The organism is Achromobacter sp. NFACC18-2 (genome assembly GCF_900108985.1).
GTDB lineage: Bacteria > Pseudomonadota > Gammaproteobacteria > Burkholderiales > Burkholderiaceae_B > Achromobacter.
The window spans coordinates 121780-142776 of the sequence record NZ_FNYM01000003.1 but is presented as its reverse complement, the minus strand read 5'-3'; the positions used below and the strand labels follow the sequence as shown (position 1 = coordinate 142776).

Sequence of the window (20997 nt, the reverse complement as noted above, 5' to 3'; positions counted from 1 at the left end):
AACCAGGGTTCGCAATGTGTAATATCTTGTGAACGCCCACTAGCCGCTGGTTCTTGTCACTGTTACATTTCCGGCCATGAATACGCAAAACACCACCCCCACCCGAAAAATCCTCGTCGTTGACGACGATCCGCGCTTGCGCGATCTGCTGCGCCGGTACTTGTCCGAACAGGGATTCAACGTTTTCGTCGCCGAAGACGCCAAAGAGATGGGCAAACTCTGGCAACGCGAGCATTTCGACCTGCTCGTGCTGGATCTGATGCTGCCCGGCGAGGATGGCCTGTCCATCTGCCGCCGGCTGCGCGGTGGTCACGACAACACCCCCATCATCATGCTCACGGCCAAGGCGGAAGAGATCGACCGCATCGTCGGGCTGGAGATGGGCGCGGACGACTACCTGTCCAAACCGTTCAATCCCCGGGAACTGCTGGCGCGCATCAATGCGATTCTGCGCCGCCGCGGCACCGAGGAACACCCCGGCGCCCCCAGCCAGGAGAACGAGTCCATCGCCTTCGGCCCCTACGTGCTGAATCTGTCCACCCGCACGCTCACGCGCAACGGCGAACAGGTGCCCATCACCACGGGTGAATTCTCGGTGCTCAAGGTGTTTGCGCGCCATCCGAAGATTCCCCTGTCGCGCGACAAGCTCATGGAACTGGCCCGCGGCCGCGAATACGAAGCCTTCGATCGCAGCCTCGACGTCCAGATTTCGCGCCTGCGCAAACTGATCGAACCGAACCCGTCCAAGCCGGTATTCATCCAGACGGTCTGGGGTCTGGGATACGTGTTCGTCCCGGACGGTGGTAGCTGATCGACTCGCCCGCCCCGGGCAGGAGCGCAGCTTCGTGCCGCGCCTGCGCAGAACATTCAGGAACCTGACATCACGTTTGCGGCTGGGTTTATTCGGCCGCACGTTCCTTTTGCTCGCCGCACTGATGCTGGTCAGCCTGGGCGCGTGGCTCCAAGTATTTTTCAGCATGGAGCTGGGACCGCGCGCCAATCAGATGGCGCAGCGGGTGATCACGGCCGTCAATATCACGCGCACCGCGCTGATCTATTCGCATAACGGCGAACGCAGCAAACTTCTGCTCGACCTGGCCACCAATGAAGGCATCCAGGTCTATCCGCGCGAAGTCACCGACTTTGCCGAAGCCCTCCCCGACGACGACTACTGGCAGCGCGTGGCCCAGCACATCCGTACGCGCTTCGGTCCGGAAACGCAGATCGCCTGGGGCGTGAACCAGGTGCCGGGGTTCTGGGTCAGCTTCCAGATAGAAAAAGACCTGTACTGGCTGGTGTTCGAACGCGAGCAGATCGGGCTGACCGGCGGCATCGAATGGCTGGGCTGGGGCGCCACCGCGCTGCTGCTGTCCCTTGTCGGGGCCGCGGTCAGCGTCGGATTCGTCAACCGGCCGCTATCGCGCCTGGCCCGAGCCGCCCAGGTCCTGTCGCGCGGTGAAACGCCCGCCCCCCTGCCCGAACAGGGGCCGCTCGAAATCCGCGACCTGAACGCCTCGTTCAACCGCATGGCCAAAGACCTGCGCCAGGCCGAGGCCGACCGCGAGCTCATGCTGGCCGGCATTTCGCACGACCTGCGCACGCCGCTTGCGCGCATGCGGCTGGAAATCGAGCTGAGCGGCGTGTCCGAAGACGCCCGCCAGGCCATCGACGAAGACCTCGGCCAGATCGACCACAGCATCGGCCAGCTCATGGAATACGCCCGCCCCGCGGGCACGCTCCCGCAACTGGCCACGGACATTTCCGCGGTGCTGGCCGAACTCTACGAACGCGAGCGCAGCCACACCGCGTCGCTGGGCGGCGATCTGGAAGCCGTCCTGGAACCCGGCCTGCGCGCCCGCATCACCGCCCTGGACCTCAAGCGCATCGTCAGCAACCTGATCGAAAACGCGCGCCGCTACGGCCGGTCCGACGACGGCCTGGCGCACCTGAACATGACGCTGCAGGCCGAAGGCAGCATGATCGTCATCGAGGTGTCCGACCGCGGCCCCGGCATCGCCCCCGAGGACGTGGATCGCCTGTTGCGTCCGTTCTCCCGCGGAGAAGCCGCGCGCACCGGGGTCAGCGGCGCGGGCCTGGGCCTGGCCATCGTCGAACGCCTGCTCAAGCACGTCGGCGGCTCGTTGCGCATGCTGCCGCGCGAGGGTGGCGGCCTTACCGCAAGGATAGAGCTGCCCAAAGCCAAGTTTAGGAATTATCAATTAGACAACGATAATCCATAGCGTAGAATTTATGGTTTGAGGCACTGCCTTATCTCCACCCAACAACTACGGGAGTAAACATGAAAACTGTTGGCGACAAACTCGAACCCTTCAAGGTCACCGGCGTCAAGCCCGGCTTCAACCAGCACGAAGAAAACGGCGTGTCGGCGTTCGAAGACATCACCGAAAGCTCCTTCCCCGGCAAGTGGAAGGTGATTTACTTCTACCCGAAAGACTTCACGTTTGTTTGCCCGACCGAAATCGTCGGCTTCAACAAGCTGGCCAAGGACTTCGAAGACCGCGACGCCGTCCTGCTGGGCGGTTCGACCGACAACGAATTCGTCAAGCTGGCCTGGCGCCGTGAGCACCCGGACCTGAACAAGCTGGGTCACTACCAATTCGGCGACACCACCGGCGCGCTGATCGACCAGCTCGGCGTGCGTGAGAAGGGTGCTGGCGTTGCCCTGCGCGCCACCTTCATCGTCGACCCGGACAACACGATCCAGCACGTTTCGGTGAACAACCTGAACGTCGGCCGTAACCCGGAAGAAGTGCTGCGTCTGCTCGACGGTCTGCAAACCGACGAGCTCTGCCCGTGCAACCGTACGGTTGGCGGCGCCACGCTGTAATTTCCAGCCCGGCCCGGGGCCTGTCCGCAGGCCCCGCCCGGGCTTTAACTGCGCTATATTATAGGTAAAAACTATGGAATTTCTTACGACCATTAAGGAACAGTTGCCGGATTGGGCCAAGGACATCCGCCTGAATCTGGACGCCGTGATCGCCCGCTCGACGCTGGCTCCCGAAGACGCCATCGGCGCTGCGCTGTCCGCCGCCTATGCCGCGCGCAGCCCGGTGCTGGTTGAAGCCTTCAAGAGCGGCCTGTCGGAAGGCGACGCGAACGCCGCGCTGACCGCATCCGCCCTCATGGGCATGAACAACACCTGGTACCCCTACGTCGAGATGACCGGCGACGCCCAGCTCAAGAGCCTGCCGGCCCAGTTGCGCATGAACGCCTACGCCACCCATGGCGGCGTCGAGAAGAAGCGTTTCGAGCTCTTCGCCCTGGTGGCCTCCATCATCGGCAAGTGCCACTTCTGCGTTGCGTCGCACTATGAAAACCTGAAGAACGACGGCCTGTCGACCGAACAGTTGCGCGACGCCGGCCGTATCGCCGCCGTGGTCAACGCCGCTGCCCTGGCGCTGGCCGCCCAAGGCAAGTAAGCGGCTCCGCCGATCGGAAAAAAGCCCACCTGCATGACGCAGGCGGGCTTTTTGCTTGAGGGCGTCATGGACGGCGGCGCGACGGCGCCCCCGTCGCGCCGCTACTTTCCGGCGGCCGGCTTGACCGGCGCGGTGGGCAGGCCATTGGCCACCCAGGCCTCCATGCCGCCGCGATACCAATACGCGCGCCATCCCAGTGTCCCTGCACGCAGCGCCGCGTTATAGGACGAACGGTCATTCATGCCCGCGCCCATGAACACGATGGGTGCGTCGCGCCGGCCGCCCGTGTTCTTCTGGAGCCAGGCGTCGAGCGCGCCCTGCAGGTGATCCGCGACGCTGCCGTCCTGGCCGGCGTCCGCCAGCGGGTAGGCGATGGGCAGCGTGTCCCGCAGGCCGCTGGTGTCGATGATGAGAATGGACTTGTCCTTGTTGATCATCTGCACCAGGTCCGCGGTCGTGATGACCTCGGCGCGGGTGTGCTTGTTGGGCGTCGGGCCCTTGTAGGGGGACGAGAACAGCATGGACGTCGGCGGCACGCCGCTGTCCTTGAGTTCATCGAACGTGCCGCTCGGCTGCGCGGGCATCCCCTGCCCGGCGGCTGGCGGCTGCCGGGGAGCCCCGCCATCCTTGGCCACGACTTCTCCGCCCACGGTGCCCGTTTCAATGTCGGAGATCATCACCGCGATGTTCTCGATCAGGTCGTAGCACATCGTGATCGACCCTTCCCGCGGGCTGTACCAGGCGTTCAACTGGCCGCAGTCCTTGAACACCACGTTGACCGGCCGCGGCAGCACGTAGGTCTGGCCCAGCAGCTTGATATTGTTGGTGATCGCCTCGGACAGGTTGTTCGCAAAGAGATTGCCGATCTTGCGCTTGGACGGCTCGAACACCACATTGACCGGCGCGCCCGGCGCGTCGGCCGGCTGTTGGCCGTCGGGCGTCCACGCGCCGACGCGGGTGTGCGGCGCCAGCAGCCGGCGCCAGGCGCGGTTCTGCTTGTTGAATTCGTCCGTGCAGCGCGCCTTGGTCCGGTCTTCGAAGCCCACGTGCTTGGCCACCGGCTCGAACACCGACGGGTTGCCGCCGTACATGATGCACAGCATGTTGCGGAAACGCTTGAGATCGCCCGTGTGCTCGTCCTGCCACGCCGAATTTGCCGACGCGCCGCGCTTTTCCGCCAGCATGCCGCTGTAGTACCACTGCAGCGCGGCGTACGTCGCGGCCTCGCGGGCCATGATGTTCACGTCCTTGTCGCTGGACGGATACATCGTGGGCTCGACGATCTGCAGCGCCGAATACATGTCGACCGCGTCTTCTTCCGCGCCCGTCGCGGGCAGTTCCAGCTCGCCGATCAGCGCGTGGCCGAATTCGTGCAGGAAAATGCTGCGCATGATCCCGACGTAGACGCCGACGATGCGCAGCGTGTCGCCGCCGAACCGGGGATAGGGCCCCGCGCCGGGCAAGGCGGGCGTGTTGTTCGCGGGCGCGGGCGCCGCGACGGGCGCCCGGGTTGCCCCTGCCCCTGCGCCGCCTTGCCCACCGCCGCCGGCCGGCTGGGCGGCCAGATTGGAATTAATCGTGAAATCGGCGATGCCGAAGGTGCCTTCGTCGTAGGCCATGATGCCGACTTCGCTGCCCAGCGCAGGCTCGTTCTCGACGTCGGCGATCTTCTGGCCATTGACGATGAAACGCGCCGCGCCCGGCACTTCAACCACCTTGATGCGGTCCGTGCCGTCCAGCTTCGCGACGTTGGGCACCGACGCGATGTCGCGCCGCTTCTGGCCCTCGAGACAGAACAGCAGCGTGTTGCGGTCCGCCCGGATCTCCAGCAGGCACAGGCTCTTGCGCGCATTGTTGTTGAGCGCGACGCCAATGGACGCCTTGGGGCTCTTTGAGTTGACCACCACGTTGACGTCGATGATGCGGCCCGATTCGGGCGGCTGGCCCGCGTTGACATAGAACGTCTGCTCGCCGCCGGGCACGTCGCTGTTGCGCAGGGTGAACCAGCCATCCTGTTCGCCGACGTGCCAACCCTGCAGAAGCTGCTGCCTGACGGTGCCTGCCAGCGGGCCGAGCTGCTGCTCATACTCCGCGTGCGCGGAGGTGGCAAATGCGGCAAGAACGAAAAATAGCCCCGCGCCCCGTAATTGCATCTGAATGTCCCTGATTAGTCAGATTTCAAGTGGCGCAGCGTAAGTCAGATCAAATTCACCCGCTTATTCATTTGTTAAAGATGTATGCCAACGTAAATGCCGCCTGGCGTTGCGGCGCAGGCGGCATTGAAAAAGCGTGGGGCGCGTGGCGCGGGCGCCACGGACATGGCGGCGCGCGGGGTCAGCTTTCCACGCGCGCCAGCAACGCGACCACCGTCGCCGCGATGCCTTCCTTACGGCCCAGGTAGCCCAGCCCCTCGTTGGTCTTGGCCTTGATGTTGACCTCGACTTCGTCCAGCCCGGTATCGGCGGCGATGTTCTTCACCATGGCCGGCGCATGCGGACCGATCTTCGGCGCCTGCGCGTGCAGGGTGGCGTCGATATTGACCGGCGTCCAGCCCGCCCGGCGAACCCTGGCCATCGCCTCGCGCAGCAGGACGCGGCTGTCGGCTCCCTTGAAGGCCGGATCGGTGTCGGGAAAATGCCGGCCGATATCGCCCAGGCCCGCCGCGCCCAGCAGCGCGTCGGTGATCGCGTGCAGCAGCACGTCTGCATCGGAATGCCCCAGCAGGCCGTGGGTATGGGGAATCGTGACCCCGCCGATGATCAGCGGCCGGCCCTCGACCAGCGCATGCACGTCAAAGCCTTGCCCGACGCGGAAAGGAATGCTCATAGCCATTTTTCCATCAGTTCGAAATCGTCCGGCCACGTCACCTTGAAGTTGCGCATCGCGCCCGGAACCAGCAGCGGCGCGTAGCCGGCGGCCTCGATCGCGGAGGCCTCGTCGGTGACGGTCACGCCGTCCACGCAGGCCGCGGTCAGCGCATCGCGCAGCACCCCGGCGCGGAACATCTGCGGCGTTTGCGCCAGCCACAGGCCATTGCGGTCCAGCGTGCGCTCCACGCGCTCGTGCCCGCCCTTGACCGTGTCGGCCACCGGCAGGGCCAGCAGGCCGCCCACCGGATCGGCAAGGCAGGCGTCGATCAGGCGGCTCAGCGCCGAAGCGGGCAAGCCCGGCCGCGCGGCATCGTGCACCAGCACCCAGGCGTCATCCGCGACCTCGCTGTCGGCCAGCGCGCCCGCGACCGTATCGGCGCGCGTCGCGCCGCCGCAGGCGCGCCAGACGGTGCGCGGCAGGCCGGCCAGCGCGGCGTCGACCCAGCCGTCTCCCGGCGTCACCGCCACGCGCACCTGCGACACGCGCGCATCGGCCAGCAGGGCGCAGACCGCGTGGCGCAGCATGGGCTGTCCGGACAGTGGACGATATTGCTTGGGAACGGCCTCGTGCCCGGCGCGGCTGGCGCGGGCGCCGACGCCCGCGGCGGGCACGATCGCGATGATTGAGTCAGACATGGTGCGGAGATTTTATAATCTTCCGCTTGATGTCCGCTTCCAGCCTGATGCCCACCCCTTCTTCCCTCGACACGGCCGCGCCGCCCGTCCCCGCCACGGTCCCCACCCTGTCCGCGCTGAAGCCCGGCGCGCGCTACGCGCAGCCCCGGCCGCCCGGCTCGGGCGACGCCTGGCTGCTGGCGGACCTGGCGCGCCAGGCCGGCGCGCCCCTGGTGATCCTGACGGCCGAGCCCCTGGAGGCCCAGCGCCTGGCCGAGGAGATCCAGCTATTCGCGCCGGGCCTGCGCGTCAGGCAACTGCCCGACTGGGAAACGCTGCCCTACGACGCCTTCTCGCCGCACCAGGACCTGATCTCCGAACGCCTGAACACGCTGCATTCGCTGATGATGAAGACGGTGGATGTGCTGACCGTGCCCATCACCACCGCGTTGTACCGGCTGGCCCCGCCCTCGTTCCTGGCCGCCTACACGTTTTCGTTCAAGCAGAAGGACAAGCTGAACGAATCGGCGCTGCGCGCGCAACTCACCCTGGCCAACTACAACCACGTCACCCAGGTGACCTCGCCCGGCGAATTCTGCCTGCGCGGCGGCCTGATCGACCTGTTCCCGATGGGCTCGGTGGTGCCGTACCGGCTGGATCTGTTCGACGACGAGATCGAGACCATCCGCAGCTTCGACGTCGACACCCAGCGCAGCCTGTACCCCGTGCGCGAGGTGCAGCTCCTGCCCGGCCGCGAGTTCCCCATGGACGAAGACTCGCGCAACCGCTTCCGCGCCCGCTTTCGCGAAGTCTTCGAAGGCGATCCGTCGCGCGCCCTGCCCTACAAGGACATCGGCAACGGCATCCCGTTCGCCGGGGTCGAGTACTACCTGCCGCTCTTCTTCGAGGAAACCGCCACGCTGTTCGACTACGTGTCTGAAGGCACGGTCATGGTCACCGTCGGCGACATCGACGATGCGATGCAGCGCTTCAGCCAGGACACCGCCAGCCGCCATGGCTTCCTGAAAAGCGACCGCGAACGCCCGGTGCTGCCGCCCTCCGCCCTGTTCCTGGACAAAGAAGCGCTGTATGGGCGGCTGAAGGAATTCCGACGCCTGTCGCTGGCCGCGGGCCAGCCGCATCCAGACTTTCGCGCGGCGCCCGACGTCAGCGTGGCGCGCCGCTCCGATGACCCCATCGCCAAGCTGCGCGCGCTGGTGCAGACGCGCCATACCCGCGTGCTGCTGTGCGCGGACTCGGCCGGCCGGCGCGAAACCCTGGTGCAGATGCTGAACGAGTTCGGCGTCACGCCAGACGCCCAGCCGGACACCATCGAGGCCTTCCTGGCGTCGGACGCGCATTTCGGCATCGTCGCCTCGCCGCTGGGCACCGGCTTCGAACTGCCGGACGCCAACCTGGCGTTCCTGACCGAAAACGATCTGTATCCCGGGCTGGCAAGCACCGGACGCCGCGGCAAGCGCGACCAGGAACGCGCGAGCAACGTCGAAGCCATGGTGCGAGACCTGTCCGAACTGCGCGAAGGCGACCCCGTCGTCCATGCGCAGCACGGCATCGGGCGCTACCACGGCCTGGTCAATATGGACATGGGCGAAGGCGAGATGGAGTTCCTCCATCTCGAATATGCCAACGGCAGCACGCTGTACGTGCCGGTGTCGCAACTGCACGTGATCGCCCGCTATAGCGGCGCCGATCCGGAAGCCGCGCCGCTGCACCAGTTGGGCTCCGGCCAATGGGACAAGGCCCGCCGCAAGGCGGCCAAGCAGGTCCGCGACACCGCCGCCGAATTGCTGGCGCTGTATGCGCAGCGCGCGGCGCGCGAAGGCTTTGCCTTCAACCTGCCGCTCAATGACTACGAAGCGTTCGCCGAAGGCTTCGGCTTTGAAGAAACGGCCGATCAGGCCGCCGCCATCCAGGCCGTGATCAGCGACATGACGTCGGGCCGTCCCATGGACCGCCTGGTCTGCGGCGACGTCGGCTTCGGCAAGACCGAAGTCGCGCTGCGCGCCGCCTTCCTGGCCGTGGCCAACGGCAAACAGGTGGCCCTGCTGTGCCCCACCACCCTGCTTGCCGAACAGCACGCGCAGACCTTCTCCGACCGCTTCGCCGACTGGCCCGTGCGCGTGGTGGAGCTGTCGCGCTTCCGGTCCCCCAAAGAGGTGGCCAGCGCCATCGAGGGCATCAATGACGGCCGGGTCGACATCGTCATCGGCACGCACAAGATCCTGTCCAAGGACGTGAAGTTCAAGCGGCTGGGCCTGGTCATCATCGACGAGGAACACCGCTTCGGCGTGCGCCAGAAAGAGGCCCTGAAGGCGCTGCGCGCCGAAGTCGACGTGCTGACGCTGACCGCCACGCCCATCCCGCGCACGCTGGGCATGTCGCTCGAAGGCATCCGCGACTTCTCCGTGATCGCCACCGCGCCGCAGAAGCGCCTGGCCATCAAGACCTTCGTGCGCCGCGAAGACGGCAGCACCTTGCGCGAGGCCCTCTTGCGCGAGCTCAAGCGCGGCGGCCAGTGCTACTTCCTGCACAACGAGGTCGAGACCATCCACAACCGCCGCGCCCGCCTGGAAGAACTGGTGCCCGAGGCCCGGATCGCCGTGGCGCACGGCCAGATGCCGGAGCGCGAACTCGAACAGGTGATGAAGGGGTTCTACCAGCAGCGCTACAACGTCCTGCTGTGCACCACCATCATCGAAACCGGCATCGACGTGCCCAGCGCGAACACCATCGTGATCCACCGCGCCGACCGCTTCGGGCTGGCCCAGCTGCACCAGTTGCGCGGGCGGGTCGGACGTTCCCACCACCAGGCCTATGCCTATCTGCTGACGCCGGGCGAGGACGCCATCACCAGCAACGCCAAGAAGCGGCTGGAAGCCATCCAGGCCATGGAAGAGCTCGGCTCGGGCTTTTACCTGGCCATGCACGACCTGGAAATCCGCGGCACCGGCGAAGTGCTGGGCGATTCGCAGTCCGGCAACATCCAGGAAGTCGGCTTCTCGATGTACAACGAGATGCTCAACGAAGCCGTGCGCGCCCTGCGGGCCGGCGAAGAACCCGACCTGGACGCGCCCTTCAACCTGGCGTGCGAGGTCAACCTGCATGCGCCGGCGCTGTTGCCGTCCGACTATTGCGCCGACGTGCATGCGCGCCTGGCCATCTACAAGCGGCTGGCGCACGCCGCCGACGAGGACGACCTGATCCACATCCAGGAAGAACTGATCGACCGCTTTGGCAAGCTGCCCGAGGCGGCGCAGACCCTGCTCGCGACGCACCGCCTGCGCCTCGCGGCGCAGCCCCTGGGCATCGTCAAGATCGACGCCAGCGAAAGCCAGGCGCTGCTGCAGTTCGGTCCCAAGACCACGGTCGACCCCGGCCGGATCATCGATCTCGTCCAGCGCCAGCGCCACATCAAGCTCGCCGGACAGGACAAATTGCGCGTCGAGATCAAGGCGCCCCAGCTAGCGGCCCGCGCCGACGCCGTGCGAGCGGTCCTGCGCGCACTGAAATAATCCCAGACACCCTTCCCCATCCCGCCATGACTACCCACAACCTCGTCGTCCAATCCCCCGGCCTTGCCATCGAACATGCGGAACAGCTCGCAGCCCTGGCCCAGGCCCAGGGCATCGCGCGGATCAGCAATACCGCCGCCCGCCTGCTCGACGTGCAGCACGACGCCGAGACCCGCAGCGTGGTCACCGCCTGGGCCGATGCCCGCGGCGTCGACGCCGCCTTCGTGCCGTCCGGCCTGAAGCTGTCGCACTGCAAGGTCCTGGCCATGGACATGGACTCCACGTTGATCAACATCGAGTGCATCGACGAGATCGCGGGCGTGGTCGGCGTGAAGGACAAGGTGTCCGAGATCACCGAAGCCGCCATGCGCGGCGAAATCAAGGATTTCGCCGAGAGCCTGCGGCGCCGGGTCGCGCTGCTCAAGGGCGCGCCGGCCGGCGCGCTGGACGAGGTCTACGAGGAAAAGCTGCGGCTGAATCCGGGCGCCGAACGCCTCATCACCACCGCCCAGTCCGCGGGCATCAAGGTGCTGCTGGTGTCCGGCGGATTCACGTTCTTCACCGAGCGCCTGCGCGCCCGCCTGAACCTGGACAGCGCCCACGCCAATACCCTCGAAATCGAAAACGGCGTGCTGACCGGGCGCGTGCTGGGCGACATCCTGGATGCCGACGCCAAGGCCGCGCATCTGCGCGAGTTCGCGCGCACGCACCGCGCCGACACGCACCAGATCATCGCGATGGGGGACGGCGCCAACGACCTGAAGATGCTGGCCAACGCGGGCTTCCCGGTGGCCTACCACGCCAAGCCGCTGGTTCGGCAGCAGACGCGCTACGCCCTGAACGTGTCGGGGCTGGACGGCGTGCTGAACTGGTTCGAGACCTGATCCGCAGGTGTCTGACACCCATCCAAAAAACAAAAGCACAAAAGCACAAAAGCCACCTCAAGATGAGGTGGCTTTTTCGTAGCGAGTCGGCGCCGGCTGCGCGGCGCCCCATGCTCAATACCGCATGCGCAGGGACAGCAACGCCGCCCGGCCCGTGCCCAGCGCCGCGTAGTGCGCGGCATAGGCCTTGGTGTAGTACGTTTCGTCGAAGATGTTCAGCACGTTCAACTGCGCCGAGATATGCTCGTTGAATTCGTAGGCGGCCATCGCGTCGAAGCGCCAGTACGAAGGCACCCAGCGCGCCTTGGGCGTGCCATCGGCATTCTTCGTGGCGTCCGAGTTGCCGTAGACCTTGTCGACGTAGTACGCGCCGCCGCCGACCGTCAGCTTGGGCAGGACCTTGTAGGTTGTCCACAGGCTGAAGGCATTGCGCGGCGTGTTGGGCAGGTCCTGGCCGACCGCGCCGCTGTTGTACGCGCCCTTGGTCATTTCGCTGTCCATGAACGTGTAGCCGCCGAATACGTTCCACTTGGGCGTGATGGCGCCCGAGAAGCCGATTTCGATGCCGCGCACCTTGGCCTCGCCAACCTGCGCCACTTCGGTCGCGGACACGGCGACGCTGGTGTTCTTGCGGATGTCGTGGAAGGCCGCCGCCGAGAGCGTCAGCTTGTCATCCAGCACCTGCCACTTCGTGCCCAGCTCGACCGTCCGGCTCTTCTCGGGTTCGAGCGACGAGTTCGACAGGGACGTCGCATCGCTGACCGCGCTGCCCGCCACCGCGGACGGCGTGGACGAGGTGCCGTAGGTGGCGTAGATCGTGCCGTTGGGCGCAGGCTTGTATGCCAGGCCGACCTGGTAGTTGAAGAGGTTGTCTTCCCGGCTCGTGCTGTAGAACGCGGGCGTGCCGGCCGGATCGCTGCGGCCGCGCGCGATGTTGCTGCCGCTGGTCCGGTAGTTGTCCCAGCGCGCGCCCAGGCCGGCCTGCCATTGTTCGTTGAACTTGATGGTGTCAAAGCCGTAGAGCGCGATCGTGTCCGTGTTGTAGCGGGCAGGATTGTCGTTGCGGGTCAGCTTGCCCGGGTAGTCGTCGCTGGGATCCGGATCCCACAGCGACGTGCACAGCGCCGGATTCGACAGGTCCGTCGCGCTGACCTTGCAGTCCATCGGGCCACGGGCGATGGTCTGGGTGTAGCCGTCCTTGTCCTGCTTGATGTTGCTGTACTCGAAGCCCAGGTCGAACGAATGCTTCAGGCTGCCGGTCTCGAATTCGCCGGTCAGGTCCGTCTGGTTGGCAAAGGTCTTGGTGACGTAGTAGCCCGACTTGAGCGCGCGATACACCAGCCCGTTGGGAATGTTGCCCTTGCTGTCGTCAGGATTGGTGGCGGCGAAATCGGTCGTGCCGCGGCCGTAGCGCATCACGTTGCGCAGCTGCAGCTTGTCGGAAAAATCATGCTGGAAGTCGACCGTCGCGACGTCGTCGCGCGTCTTCATGAAATCGCGTCCGGTCAGGCCGTAGAACGACTTGCGGCTCACGCCCATGGTCTCCGTCACCGGCTGGCCCGTCTTCGGGTCATACGGGATGGAGTAATCCGGCATGCTGTCGTCTTGGTAGTGGTAATAGCTGAGCGTGATGCGCGTCGGCGTGCCGACGCCCAGCATCAGGGAAGGCGCCACGCCCCAGCGTTCGAAGTCCACCGCGTTGTCGCGGCCGGGCACGTCGCCCTTGTTGCCCATGACGTTCAGACGGAAGGCCGCCTTGTCCGCCAGGCGCCAGTTGCTGTCGATGGTCGCGCGGTAATTGTTGTCCGTGCCGATCTGCGCCGTGGCTTCGGTGAAGTCCGTGGCCTTGGGCGTCTTGCTGACCATGTTGATGCTGCCGCCCGCGCCACCGCGGCCGGAATAGACCGAATCCGGTCCCTTGATGATCTCGACCTGCTCCAGGTTGAACGTGTCGCGAACCTGGGTGCTGGAATCGCGGATGCCGTCCAGGAAGATGCTCCCCGCGGAGTTCTGCCCGCGGATGATGGGCAGGTCGCCGCCCGGCCGGCCGCCTTCGCCGGCGCCGAAGGTGATGCCGGGCGAGTTGCGCAGCACATCCTGCAGCGACGAAGCGGCCTGGTCCTGGATCACCTGCTGGGGCACAACCTGCACCGTGCGCGGCGTATCCAGCAAGGGCGCCGTCAACTTGGGCGACTGGGCCGTCGACGTCTGGTAGGGAGAGCCTTCGCCCTCGACACGGACCGGGGACAACTGGGTCACGCCGGTGTCGGCGGACTGCGCTGCGGCATAGGGGCTGACGAACAACGCCGGCGCCGCGATGGCGGCGGCCAGCGATGTGGCGAGCGTATTCAGCGAATACGAATCTTGGGGCTTCAAACCAACTTCTCCAGAATGTGAATAGCAACGATTCTTGTTTTTTTGTCGTTTGCGATTCTGAACTTGGAGGCTGAATGAAACCTGAATGATTCGATTCCGCTCATTCAAAAGATGAAAAAACAACACTGCTGAGCGAACTTTCGACGTATTTCGAATGCTCAATTTTTGGGGGCGGATCGGGGCCGGCGATCGAAGGCTCGCGGGGTGCAGGGCTCGTCTTCGGTCCGCCCCTGCCCGCATGAACGGCCCCGCTCGTACCAGCCAGGGATAGGCGTCTCAGCCCTGCTGCCCAACGCGCCAAAACGCGCCACAGGCTGCGCCAGGCACGTTCCACAGCTTTCCATGAGCAAATGAAAAAACGCCCCTGGAGGGGCGTTTAAGGGTCTTGCCGCGCCTTCAAACGCGCAAGCGAGGGTGCCGCTTGAACAGATACCGGTACACGAACCCGGGATAGGCCAGCACCAGGTACAAACTGAGCGTGATGGCGTAGAACTCCCAGGTCTGGGCAAAGCGGTTGCCCAGCGCGGATTCAAACGCAAATCCCAGCGCGCCGACGATCGCGTAGAAAACCAGGACTTCGACCAGGCGGACCCAGAAGGGCTTGACCGCCTTGGCGCCGCCCTGCTTCCAGGGCAGCACGGCAAACACGCGTTCGGTCAGAAAGGGAAGGTTCGCGCTGACGAGCGCCAGCGCGATCAACAGCCATACCGCCAGCGTCTGGTTCATGGCTGTGATCCGTCCCTTACAGGGTCAGCGACGAGCGGATGGCCTGCACGCACAGCGCCATCAGGCCGCCGGGCAGCAGGCCCAGCACCAGGATCAGGGCGCCGTTGATCGACAGCACGCCGCGCTGGCCAGCGGTGGCCACCATCGGCGCGGCGTCGGCCGCCGGCTCGTCGAAGTACACGACCTTGACCACGCGCAGGTAGTAGAACGCGCCGATCAGGGAGAACAGCACCGCCACCACGGCCAGGGAAATATGACCGGCGCTCACCAGGGCCTGGAGCACGGCCAGCTTGGCGTAGAAGCCCACCAGCGGCGGGATGCCGGCCAGCGAGAACATCAGCAGCAGCACGATGGCGGCATGCCACGGGCTGCGGCGGTTCAGGCCCTTCAGGTCATCGATGTGCTCGCACTCGAAGCCTTGGCGCGACAGCAGCAGCACGATGCCGAAGCTGGCCAGCGTGGTCAGCACGTAGGTCAGCATGTAGAACAGCGACGCGCCGTAGGCGGCGGACGACAGTTCCGGCTTGCCCGCGACCGAACCCGACATCAGGCCCAGCAGTACGAAGCCCATGTGCGAGATGGTCGAGTACGCCAGCATGCGCTTGAAGTTCGTCTGCGCGATGGCGGTCAGGTTGCCAATGGCCAGCGACAGGACGGCCAGGATCATGAGCATGGGCTGCCAGTCGGCGGCCAGCCCGTGCAGGCCGTCCACCAGCAGGCGCAGCGTGATCGCGAAGGCGGCCAGCTTGGGCGCGCCGCCCAGGATCAGGGTGACGGCGGTCGGCGAACCCTGGTAGACGTCAGGCACCCACATGTGGAACGGCACGGCGCCCAGCTTGAACGCCAGGCCCGACACCAGGAACACGATGCCGAACACCAGCGCCATCTTCTCGGCCTTGCCGGCGGCGATGACCTTGGAGATCTCGGCCAGGTCCAGGTGACCCGTCGCGCCGTAGATCATCGACATGCCGTACAGCAGGAAGCCCGAGGCCAGCGCGCCCAGCACGAAGTACTTCATGGCGGCTTCGGTGGCCACGACGTTGTCGCGGCGCAGGGCGATCAGCGCGTACAGCGCCAGCGACATCAGTTCCAGCCCGAGGTAGATGGAGATCAGGTTCCCGGAGGAGATCATCACCATCTGGCCCAGCAGCGCGAACAGGGTCAGGACGTACAGTTCACCGCCCTTGACCATGTCGCGCACCTGCGCATAGACCCGGCCGTAGATCAGCGTCACGGCGACCGCGACGTAGGAGGCGATCTTCAGCAGATGCGACAGCTCGTCGGTGACGTACAGCCCGTTGAACGTCGAACCCGCCACGCCGTTCTTCCATTGCACGGCGGACACGACGGTCAGCACGCCCAGGGCAAGCATGGTCAGCAGGAACGTCGGCTTGCGCTCGGGGTGATTGCTGACCGCGTCGATGAGCAGGATAGCCAGGCCGAAAATCAGCAGAAGGATTTCCGGTGTCGCCAGGGCGAAATCGATTTGGGATTGCATCATTGTCTTGTCTTACAGTTTCGAGACGGCAACGTGTTGCAGCAGGGCCTCGACCGACACGTGCATCACGTCGGTAAAGGGCTTGGGATAGATCCCCATGTACAACACGGCGATCGCCATCACGCCAAGAATCACGAATTCGCGGCGATTGATATCGGTCAGCTCGCGCACGTGGTCGTTGGCGACATCGCCCAGGACGACGCGCTTGACCATCCACAGCGAATACGCCGCGCCCAGGATCAGGGCGGTGGCTGCCAGGAGGCCAATCCAGAAATTGTGCTGGACCGCGCCCATGATCACCATGAATTCGCCGACGAAACCGCTGGTGGCCGGCAGGCCGCTGTTGGCCATCGAGAACAGGATGAAGAACGTGGCAAAGCGCGGCATCACGTTGACCACGCCGCCGTAGTCGGCGATGCGGCGCGAGTGCATGCGGTCATAGAGCACGCCGATACACATGAACATGGCGCCCGACACGAAGCCGTGCGAGATCATCTGCACGATGGCGCCTTCGACGCCGGCCGTGTTGAAGATGAAGAAGCCCAGCGTGACGAAGCCCATGTGCGCGACCGACGAATAGGCCACCAGCTTCTTCATGTCGTCCTGCACGATCGCGACCAGGCCGATGTAGATCACGGCGATCAGCGACAGCGTGATCATCAGGCCGGCCAGGCTGTGCGAGGCGTCGGGCGCGATCGGCAGCGAGAAGCGCAGGAAGCCGTAGGCGCCCAGCTTCAGCATGATCGCGGCCAGGACGATGGAGCCGCCCGTGGGCGCTTCGACGTGAGCGTCGGGCAACCACGTGTGGACCGGCCACATCGGCACCTTGACCGCGAAGGCCGCCAGCAGCGCCACGAAGATCAGGATCTGCGGGGTGTAGCCCAGCTTGGTCTGCTGCCAGGTCAGGATGTCGAACGAACCGCCCGAGACGTTCCAGAGGTACACGAACGCAACCAGCGTCAGCAGCGAACCCATCAGGGTGTACAGGAAGAACTTGAACGCCGCATACACGCGGTTCGGTCCGCCCCAGACGCCGATGATGATGTACATCGGGATCAGCGTGGCTTCGAAGAACACGTAGAACAGCATGCCGTCCAGCGCGCAGAACACGCCCACCATCAGACCCGAGAGGATCAGGAAGGCGGCCATGTATTGCGCGACACGGCTGGTGATGACTTCCCAGCCGGCCAGCACCACGATGATGGTGATGAACGCGGTCAGGAGCACGAACCAGAGCGAAATGCCGTCGATGCCCAGGTGGTAGTTGACGTTGAAGGCCTCGATCCAGGAGGTCTTCTCGACGAACTGCATGGCAGCCGTGGAGGAATCAAAACCCGTGTAGAGCGGAATCGTGACCAGGAAGCCGGCGATCGAGCCGACCAGCGACAGGCCGCGGGTCAGGCCGGGACGATCGTCGCGGCCCACCGCCAGCACCAGCAGGCCGAATACGATCGGGACAAAGATCGCAAGCGTGAGCCAGGGAAAAGTGTTGGATGCCATCTCGCTTGCCATCATTGGGGAATCAGCACAAAGAAAGTCACCAGCGCCATGACGCCGATGATCATTGCGAACGCATAGTGATAGATGAAGCCGGACTGCAGGTGGCGGCTGATGGCTGCCACCCAGCCCACCAGGCGGGCGCTACCGTTGATCAGGATGCCGTCGATGATGCCGCGATCGCCGGTCTGCCACAGGCCGCGGCCCAGGCAGCGCAAGCCGCGCGCGATCACCTGCTCATTGAACCAGTCCACGTAGTACTTGTTCTCGAGCACCTTGTTCACGCCCGACAGGCTGGACTTGATGGCGGCCGGAACCTTGGGATTGATCAGGTAGCAGTACCAGGAGATGACGAAGCCAGCCACGACCAGCCAGAACGGCAGGGTCTGGAAGGCATGCAGGCCGTAGGCGACCCAGCCGTGCCATTCCTCGCTCAGCACGTGCATGGCCGGATGCTGCAGCGGCAGCACCTTGATGGTGCCTTCGAAGAACTTGCCGAAGACCATCGGGTCGACGGCCCAGGCGCCGATCAGCACGGACGGGATCGCCAGCAGCACCAGCGGCAGCGTGACCACCCAGGGCGACTCGTGCGGCTTGCCGCCGTGGTGGCCATGGCCGTGGTCGTCGTGGCCGTGGTCGTCATGACCGTGGCCGTGCGCGTCATGGCCGTGGCCATGGTCGGACGTATCGAAGCGTTCCTTGCCGTGGAAGACCAGGAAGTACACGCGGAACGAGTACAGCGAGGTGACGAACACGCCGATCAGCACCGCGTAGTAGGCAAAGCTCGCGCCCCACACGTTGGCGTGGCCGGCGGCTTCGATGATGTTTTCCTTCGAGTAGAAACCCGAGAAGAACGGCGTGCCGACCAGGGCCAGCGTGCCCAGCAGGAAGGTGATCCAGGTGATGGGCATGTACTTGCGCAGGCCGCCCATGTTGCGGATGTCCTGGTCGTGGTGCATGCCGATGATGACCGAACCCGCGCCCAGGAACAGCAGCGCCTTGAAGAACGCGTGCGTCATCAGGTGGAAGATCGCGACCGAGTAGGCCGACGCGCCCAGCGCCACGGTCATGTAGCCCAGCTGCGACAGCGTGGAGTACGCGACGACGCGCTTGATGTCGTTCTGGATGATGCCCAGGATGCCCAGGAACAGCGCGCCGATGGCGCCGATCACGATGATGAACGACAGCGCCGTGTCCGACAGCTCGAACAGGGGCGAGAAACGCGCCACCATGAAGATGCCGGCCGTCACCATGGTGGCGGCGTGGATCAGCGCGGAGATCGGGGTCGGGCCTTCCATCGAGTCGGGCAGCCAGGCGTGCAGCGGAACCTGGGCCGATTTACCCATGGCGCCGATGAACAGGCAAATACATGCAACGGTCAGCAGCATCCAGTCGGAACCGGGCAGCGTCATGCCGGCCAGCTTGTCGGCCTGGGCGAAGACTTCGCCGTAGTTCATGGTGCCGGCGTAGGCGAACAACAGGCCGATGCCCAGCACGAAGCCGAAGTCGCCGACGCGGTTGATCAGGAACGCCTTCATGTTGGCGAAGATCGCCGTGGGACGGGTGTACCAGAAGCCGATCAGCAGGTACGACACCAGGCCCACCGCTTCCCAGCCGAAGAACAGCTGCACCATGTTGTTCGACATCACCAGCATCAGCATGGAGAACGTGAACAGCGAGATGTACGAGAAGAAGCGCTGGTAGCCGGGATCGTCGGCCATGTAGCCGATGGTGTAGATGTGCACCATCAGCGACACGGAGGTCACCACGACCATCATCATGGCCGAGAGCGGATCGATCAGGAAGCCGATTTCCAGCTTGGTCTGGCCGATGAGGCTCCAGGTGTAGACCGCGCCGTCGAAGCGCAGGCCGTTCAGCACGTCGCCCAGCACCACCACCGAACCGATGGCGGAGATGAGCACGCCCAGGATGGTGATGACGTGCGAGGCGCGGCGACCGATGGGACGGCCAAGGAACCCGGTGCCGAAAAGGCCCGCGAGAATTGCTCCGGCCAGCGGCGCCAGCGCGATGAGCAGGTAGAGATTGGGTGAGCTAGACATTTTCTTCCAATACCCCGTCAGCCCTTCAGGCGATCGAGTTCGTCAACGTTGATCGTGTTCAGGTTGCGGAACAGCAGCACCAGGATGGCCAGGCCGATCGCCGCTTCAGCGGCGGCCACGGTCAGGATGAAGAACACGAACACCTGGCCGGCGGTGTCGCCGAACCAGCTGGAGAACGCCACGAAGTTCATGTTGACGGCCAGGAGCACCAGCTCGATGGACATCAGGAGAATGATCAGGTTGCGGCGGTTCAGGAAGATGCCGAAGATCCCGATGGCGAACAGGATCGCGCCAAGGATCAGATAGTGGGCCAGCGTCAACGTCATTCTTTTTCTCCTTGGGGCGCGGCAACGCCGTTCGAAGCGTCACGCTTGGCCTGGGCGCGCTCGCTCTGGGCGGGCATGCTCACCATGCGGAAGCGGTCCTTCGAACGCACGCGGACAGCGGCGACCGGGTCGTTGTACTTCACGTCGCGGCGGCGGCGCAGGGTCAGCGCAATCGCGGCGACCATGCCGACCAGCAGCAGCGCGGCGCCGACTTCAACGGCATAGACGTACTGCGTGTACATCGCCTCGCCCAGGGCGCGGGCGTTGTTGTAGTCGCTGGCGAGCTGCGCCTGGGGGCCGGAGCCGTACCAGATGGAGCCCAGCACGAAGGACACTTCCAGCACCAGCACCAGGCCGATCACCAGGCCGAGCGGCAGGTAGGTCTTCATGCCCTGGCGCAGGGTGTCCATGCGGATGTCCAGCATCATCACGACGAAGAGGAAGAGCACCATCACGGCGCCCACGTACACCAGCACCAGCAGCAGCGCCAGGAATTCCGCGCCCAGCAGCATCCACAGCATGGCGGCGTTGGCGAACGCCAGGATCAGGTGCAGAACAGCGGTGACCGCGCTGCGTGCGGTGATCACGCGGAACGCCGCGATCACCAGCACGGCGGCCAGTATGTAGAAAAGGACAGTGGTAAAAGTCATGGATCGGACCCTGGGCTTCAGCGGTAAGGCGCGTCTTCGGCCCGGCGGCGGGCGATGTCGGCTTCGTAGCGGTCGCCCACGGCGAGCAGCATGTCTTTGGTGAAATACAGGTCGCCGCGCTTTTCGCCGTGGTATTCGTGGATATGGGTTTCCACGATGGAGTCCACGGGGCAGCTTTCCTCACAGAAGCCGCAGAAAATGCACTTGGTCAGGTCGATGTCGTAACGCGTCGTGCGGCGGGTGCCGTCCTCGCGCTGGTCCGACTCGATCGTGATCGCCAGCGCCGGACACACGGCTTCGCACAGCTTGCAAGCGATGCAGCGCTCTTCCCCGTTGGGGTAGCGGCGCAGCGCGTGCAGGCCGCGGAAACGCGGCGACGCAGGGGTCTTTTCCTGGGGGTAGCGCAAGGTGACCTTGCGCTTGAAGAAATACTTGCCCGTCAGGCGCATGCCCTTGAGCAACTCGGTCAGCATCAGGCTGCCGAAGAAATCCTTGATCGCTTCCATATCGTGCCTCTGCTTG

At 65.0% G+C, this 20997-nt stretch carries 17 protein-coding genes; 6 read left to right on the top strand and 11 right to left on the bottom strand.

The genetic code is table 11. From position 1 onward, the window contains the following. Positions 1–76 precede the first annotated feature (76 nt). From ompR to BMW75_RS05515, 4 genes are all read left to right on the top strand, one after another. On the top strand, positions 77–811 hold the full coding sequence (gene ompR, locus BMW75_RS05530; protein ID WP_003813882.1) for a response regulator transcription factor RisA: 735 nt from the start codon (positions 77–79) through the stop codon (positions 809–811). 34 nt (positions 812–845) lie between these two features. Next, complete coding sequence (locus tag BMW75_RS05525; protein WP_076519307.1) at positions 846–2240, top strand: sensor histidine kinase RisS; 1395 nt, start codon at positions 846–848, stop codon at positions 2238–2240. Positions 2241–2299: 59 nt separating this feature from the next. Beyond that, positions 2300–2848: a peroxiredoxin gene (locus BMW75_RS05520; RefSeq protein ID WP_006217982.1), complete on the top strand. Its 549-nt coding sequence runs from the start codon at positions 2300–2302 to the stop codon at positions 2846–2848. Between the two features lie 73 nt (positions 2849–2921). Continuing rightward, positions 2922–3440, top strand: coding sequence for a carboxymuconolactone decarboxylase family protein (locus tag BMW75_RS05515; protein WP_076519306.1), 519 nt, complete (start codon positions 2922–2924; stop codon positions 3438–3440). 101 nt (positions 3441–3541) lie between these two features. Here the strand turns inward: BMW75_RS05515 and BMW75_RS05510 are convergent, their stop codons facing one another. The 3 genes from BMW75_RS05510 to ispD form a co-directional block, all read right to left on the bottom strand. Next, a complete protein-coding gene (locus tag BMW75_RS05510) occupies positions 3542–5593 on the bottom strand; it encodes a DUF4344 domain-containing metallopeptidase (RefSeq protein WP_092577684.1) in 2052 nt (683 codons plus the stop codon). A 181-nt stretch (positions 5594–5774) separates the two neighbouring features. Then, positions 5775–6266 (bottom strand): 2-C-methyl-D-erythritol 2,4-cyclodiphosphate synthase, encoded by a 492-nt coding sequence (gene ispF / locus BMW75_RS05505; protein ID WP_092577681.1) that lies wholly within the window; start codon positions 6264–6266, stop codon positions 5775–5777. After that, entirely contained in the window at positions 6263–6946 is a 684-nt protein-coding gene (ispD, locus tag BMW75_RS05500) for a 2-C-methyl-D-erythritol 4-phosphate cytidylyltransferase (RefSeq protein WP_092577679.1), read from the bottom strand. The genes ispF and ispD overlap by 4 nt, the downstream gene beginning before the upstream one ends. Positions 6947–6975: 29 nt before the next feature. On the opposite strand from ispD, the gene mfd reads away from it, so the two are divergent. Together mfd and serB are read left to right on the top strand one after the other, a co-directional pair. Further along, entirely contained in the window at positions 6976–10458 is a 3483-nt protein-coding gene (mfd, locus tag BMW75_RS05495) for a transcription-repair coupling factor (protein WP_175493105.1), read from the top strand. A gap of 26 nt (positions 10459–10484) precedes the next feature. Then, positions 10485–11342: a phosphoserine phosphatase SerB gene (gene serB, locus BMW75_RS05490; RefSeq protein ID WP_092577677.1), complete on the top strand. Its 858-nt coding sequence runs from the start codon at positions 10485–10487 to the stop codon at positions 11340–11342. A 114-nt stretch (positions 11343–11456) separates the two neighbouring features. Here the strand turns inward: serB and BMW75_RS05485 are convergent, their stop codons facing one another. The 8 genes from BMW75_RS05485 to nuoI form a co-directional block, all read right to left on the bottom strand. Beyond that, positions 11457–13718, bottom strand: coding sequence for a TonB-dependent receptor (locus tag BMW75_RS05485; RefSeq protein ID WP_092577674.1), 2262 nt, complete (start codon positions 13716–13718; stop codon positions 11457–11459). Positions 13719–14114: 396 nt separating this feature from the next. Then, positions 14115–14444, bottom strand: a complete 330-nt coding sequence (locus tag BMW75_RS05480) for a DUF2818 family protein (RefSeq protein ID WP_092577671.1) — start codon at positions 14442–14444, stop codon at positions 14115–14117. Positions 14445–14460: 16 nt separating this feature from the next. After that, on the bottom strand, positions 14461–15945 hold the full coding sequence (nuoN, locus tag BMW75_RS05475; protein ID WP_076519298.1) for an NADH-quinone oxidoreductase subunit NuoN: 1485 nt from the start codon (positions 15943–15945) through the stop codon (positions 14461–14463). 9 nt (positions 15946–15954) lie between these two features. Then, positions 15955–17457: an NADH-quinone oxidoreductase subunit M gene (locus BMW75_RS05470; RefSeq protein ID WP_076519297.1), complete on the bottom strand. Its 1503-nt coding sequence runs from the start codon at positions 17455–17457 to the stop codon at positions 15955–15957. Continuing rightward, positions 17454–19499, bottom strand: coding sequence for an NADH-quinone oxidoreductase subunit L (nuoL, locus tag BMW75_RS05465; RefSeq protein ID WP_092577667.1), 2046 nt, complete (start codon positions 19497–19499; stop codon positions 17454–17456). Before nuoL ends, BMW75_RS05470 begins: the two co-directional genes overlap by 4 nt. A gap of 17 nt (positions 19500–19516) precedes the next feature. Beyond that, positions 19517–19825 carry an NADH-quinone oxidoreductase subunit NuoK gene (gene nuoK / locus BMW75_RS05460; RefSeq protein ID WP_006217969.1) on the bottom strand — a complete coding sequence of 103 codons (309 nt, stop codon included), beginning with the start codon at positions 19823–19825 and terminating at the stop codon, positions 19517–19519. Beyond that, positions 19822–20475 (bottom strand): NADH-quinone oxidoreductase subunit J, encoded by a 654-nt coding sequence (locus BMW75_RS05455; RefSeq protein ID WP_076519295.1) that lies wholly within the window; start codon positions 20473–20475, stop codon positions 19822–19824. Before BMW75_RS05455 ends, nuoK begins: the two co-directional genes overlap by 4 nt. A gap of 17 nt (positions 20476–20492) precedes the next feature. Then, complete coding sequence (gene nuoI, locus BMW75_RS05450; RefSeq protein ID WP_092577664.1) at positions 20493–20981, bottom strand: NADH-quinone oxidoreductase subunit NuoI; 489 nt, start codon at positions 20979–20981, stop codon at positions 20493–20495. Between the last annotated feature and the right edge of the window lie 16 nt (positions 20982–20997).